We start from the raw sequence: 2486 nt of genomic DNA, 5'->3' as shown, positions 1-2486 counted from the left end.
AGCAAAGGACTGAAAATCCTTGTGTCCCCGGTTCGATTCCTGGTGGCACCACTTTTAGAGAAAGCAAAAAGAAGTAAACTCCTGATATTCAGTGAATATCGGGAGTTTTTTATTTTCACCCGCTACGCAAAAAACAGCAAATTTCAACCTACTTCGGGTCAGTCCGAAAACCCTGTGGGTATGTTAAATCTACCCTGTTAGTTTGCATAATCTAAAAATAAAGAATGGTATATCCCCGACTCCCCTAAACTGTGCTCTGAACGCTTTAATTTTTGCATTGAATGATTCTGCAAATGCATTTGTTTCCCTGTTAACGAAATAGTTTAGTATTGTCTCATAATAGTTCTGCATGGTATTTGTTACGGTTCTGAAACATCCGTATCCAAGCTTTTCTATTTTATTGTACCACAAGGCAAGCTTTCCACGTGCCACATCCTTGTTATAGTGCTTATTATACACATTGGTCAACTCTATGGCTAAGTCGTAAACTGATTTCAATTCCGGATAATGTTCGAATATGATTTCCGCACGTATTCTTTGGGATTCAGTCCATTTACTAAAATGCTTGACAAGTACATGCTTAGCCCTTGCCAGCAGCTGCTTACGGGTATCGCCATTGGTATACCGAAACGGAACATACTCTATATCTTGCTCTCTGCACCGCTGAATTTCATCGTTCTCTAAATCCCGTGCCATCCAGCGATAAGTAATCCTGAGCTCATCAATTGCCTCATAAAAGAGCTTCTGTACATGAAACCGGTCATTTGTCATAGTGGCGTTTGGGAAAGCCGTCCGGACAATCCGCATCATGGTCGGCGAAAGGTCCAAAGTGACCTCTTTGACTGTCTTGCGCTTGGAGACATGAATCATTTCAAGCACCTTTATGACGTCTTCAGACTTCGTGCCACGTATCATGGCCACAAGTGTACCTTTGCCACCACGTCCCGCACGGTTAGTGACAACAGTATATAATTCTCCGCAGCTCAAAGAAGTCTCGTCAATACAAAGGCTAGGACCTATGTTCTGTTTGAACAGGACATATTCTGAGGCATGATCTAACTGGTCCCACTGTCTGTATGCGCTGATAAACCCCTTGTACTGTGAGGTTAACTGTTTCCCCTTTACCCCATAAGCATCTGCTATGGAGCTTATGCTAGCCACGGTAGTTTCAATCTTCTTCTTTTAAAAAAGCGACGAACTCAGGAGTGAGTTTCGTCCCTTCGGCCGTAAGATCATCGTAGGTATAGGAAAACGTTTCCCCTGTAGCTTTGTCATACCAGCGGCGACGTCTTACGTGGAGATAAACAGGTTTGCCACGCAGAGGAAAGTCCTGAATCACTTTCTCATCAGTAAAACCATGTGAAATCACAGTTCCACTCTTGTAATCAGAACGTTCCATGTAGTTTTTTTCATCAAGCCAAACTTCAATTTTGACAGAGTCGTCATGCCAACCGGAGATCTCGAAATACTCCATTAAAACTTCGGGGAAGATGACTCGTAGTAACTTATGTAGGTTGCGATTGGAAGGCATTGGACAAATAATTTTAATTTGAACGCAAAGATAGTTCACTTTCGCTTATTAACATAACATACCCACAGGGTTTTCGGACTGACCCGGAATCAACAGCTGAATATATGAATATCTTGCGTGATTATATGGCGAAGAATGCTTCTAAATATAGCATTATCCGTATGGGAATATTCGGCTCTGTTGCCAGAGGGGAGCAAACAGAAGATAGTGACGTTGATGTTTATTTGGAAACCTCCACGCCTAATATGTTCGCTTTGGTACATATAAAGGAAGCTCTGCAAAGTCTGTGTGGTTGTAATGTCGATATCGTCCGATTACGGGATCACATGGATTCACTTTTGAGAAACCGAATTGAAAAAGAAGGTATTTATATGTGATACAGAATTAGTCCATTCCTCTTTGATGAAGATACAAACAACTATTGATAAGATGTTATTTGATGGGACTATCGATTTATTACTATATTTGAAAACTGGATTCAAGTATGAAACCTGAATCCTAAAGTTTTCTATTTACACAAAATGCTGGACGGTGTCAAAAAAGATCTACGCTTTTCCTTCTAGCTCTTTGATGCGCTTTTCTAATGTCTTTACTCGTTCTTTCTCTTCCTTTAGGAGACGTTCGTATAACTCTACGATCTTGTCGAGGGGATTGGTGTTATATGTTTGTGTGTATTCTCCAATACTATCACCGACACTTCCAATGTTTGATGAATCGGATATTGTGTTATTATTTTCAATATAAACGCTCATCGGTTCCTCAATCGTCTTTAAATCTTCTACGGAAACGCCGGTTGCCTCGGATACCTTCTCTAGTATCTCGTCCTTGACTACCCCGCTGGTTCTCTAGTTGGGACAGCCTTTGTTGGGATATACCGAGCATATCAGCCAAAGCAGCTTGCTTCAAACCTTTTCTATTTCGTGCTATAGAGATGTTCAATCCGTGGTGTACCCGG

The 2486-nt window shown here is 41.3% G+C and carries 6 protein-coding genes; 2 read left to right on the top strand and 4 right to left on the bottom strand.

The window, feature by feature from the left end; translation table 11 throughout:
• The coding region (locus tag ACT8YW_RS22945; RefSeq protein WP_444107252.1) for a hypothetical protein at positions 1 to 201 on the top strand (201 nt) is incomplete at its 5' end.
• Here the strand turns inward: ACT8YW_RS22945 and ACT8YW_RS22940 are convergent.
• Together ACT8YW_RS22940 and ACT8YW_RS22935 are read right to left on the bottom strand one after the other, a co-directional pair.
• Positions 190 to 1161 (bottom strand): ISAon1 family transposase, encoded by a 972-nt coding sequence (locus tag ACT8YW_RS22940; protein ID WP_416921281.1) that lies wholly within the window; start codon positions 1159 to 1161, stop codon positions 190 to 192. The two genes, ACT8YW_RS22945 and ACT8YW_RS22940, sit on opposite strands and share 12 nt — an antisense overlap.
• 7 nt (positions 1162 to 1168) lie before the next feature.
• A complete protein-coding gene (locus tag ACT8YW_RS22935; protein ID WP_082211430.1) occupies positions 1169 to 1474 on the bottom strand; it encodes an ISAon1 family transposase N-terminal region protein in 306 nt (101 codons plus the stop codon).
• Between the two features lie 161 nt (positions 1475 to 1635).
• On the opposite strand from ACT8YW_RS22935, the gene ACT8YW_RS22930 reads away from it, so the two are divergent.
• Positions 1636 to 1908 carry a nucleotidyltransferase family protein gene (locus tag ACT8YW_RS22930; RefSeq protein ID WP_444107251.1) on the top strand — a complete coding sequence of 91 codons (273 nt, stop codon included), beginning with the start codon at positions 1636 to 1638 and terminating at the stop codon, positions 1906 to 1908.
• Between the two features lie 168 nt (positions 1909 to 2076).
• On the opposite strand, the gene ACT8YW_RS22925 is transcribed toward ACT8YW_RS22930, so the two are convergent.
• Both ACT8YW_RS22925 and ACT8YW_RS22920 read right to left on the bottom strand, forming a co-directional pair.
• Positions 2077 to 2283 (bottom strand): hypothetical protein, encoded by a 207-nt coding sequence (locus ACT8YW_RS22925; protein ID WP_444107250.1) that lies wholly within the window; start codon positions 2281 to 2283, stop codon positions 2077 to 2079.
• A gap of 7 nt (positions 2284 to 2290) precedes the next feature.
• Positions 2291 to 2486, bottom strand: a 196-nt coding sequence (locus ACT8YW_RS22920) for a helix-turn-helix transcriptional regulator (RefSeq protein ID WP_444107249.1), incomplete at its 5' end; no start/stop codon positions are given.

This window comes from Bacteroides sp. (genome assembly GCF_052357945.1).
Classification (GTDB): Bacteria; Bacteroidota; Bacteroidia; order Bacteroidales; family Bacteroidaceae; genus Bacteroides.
Note: the sequence above shows the minus strand (reverse complement) of the source record. Positions and strands in the feature narration are given on the sequence as shown.

Coding starts and splice junctions, on each gene's coding strand:
- ACT8YW_RS22935 (WP_082211430.1), bottom strand. CDS start 1,474: ATGGAGTATTTCGAGATCTCCGGTTGGCATGACGACTCTGTCAAAATT.
- ACT8YW_RS22925 (WP_444107250.1), bottom strand. CDS start 2,283: ATGAGCGTTTATATTGAAAATAATAACACAATATCCGATTCATCAAAC.
- ACT8YW_RS22930 (WP_444107251.1), top strand. CDS start 1,636: ATGAATATCTTGCGTGATTATATGGCGAAGAATGCTTCTAAATATAGC.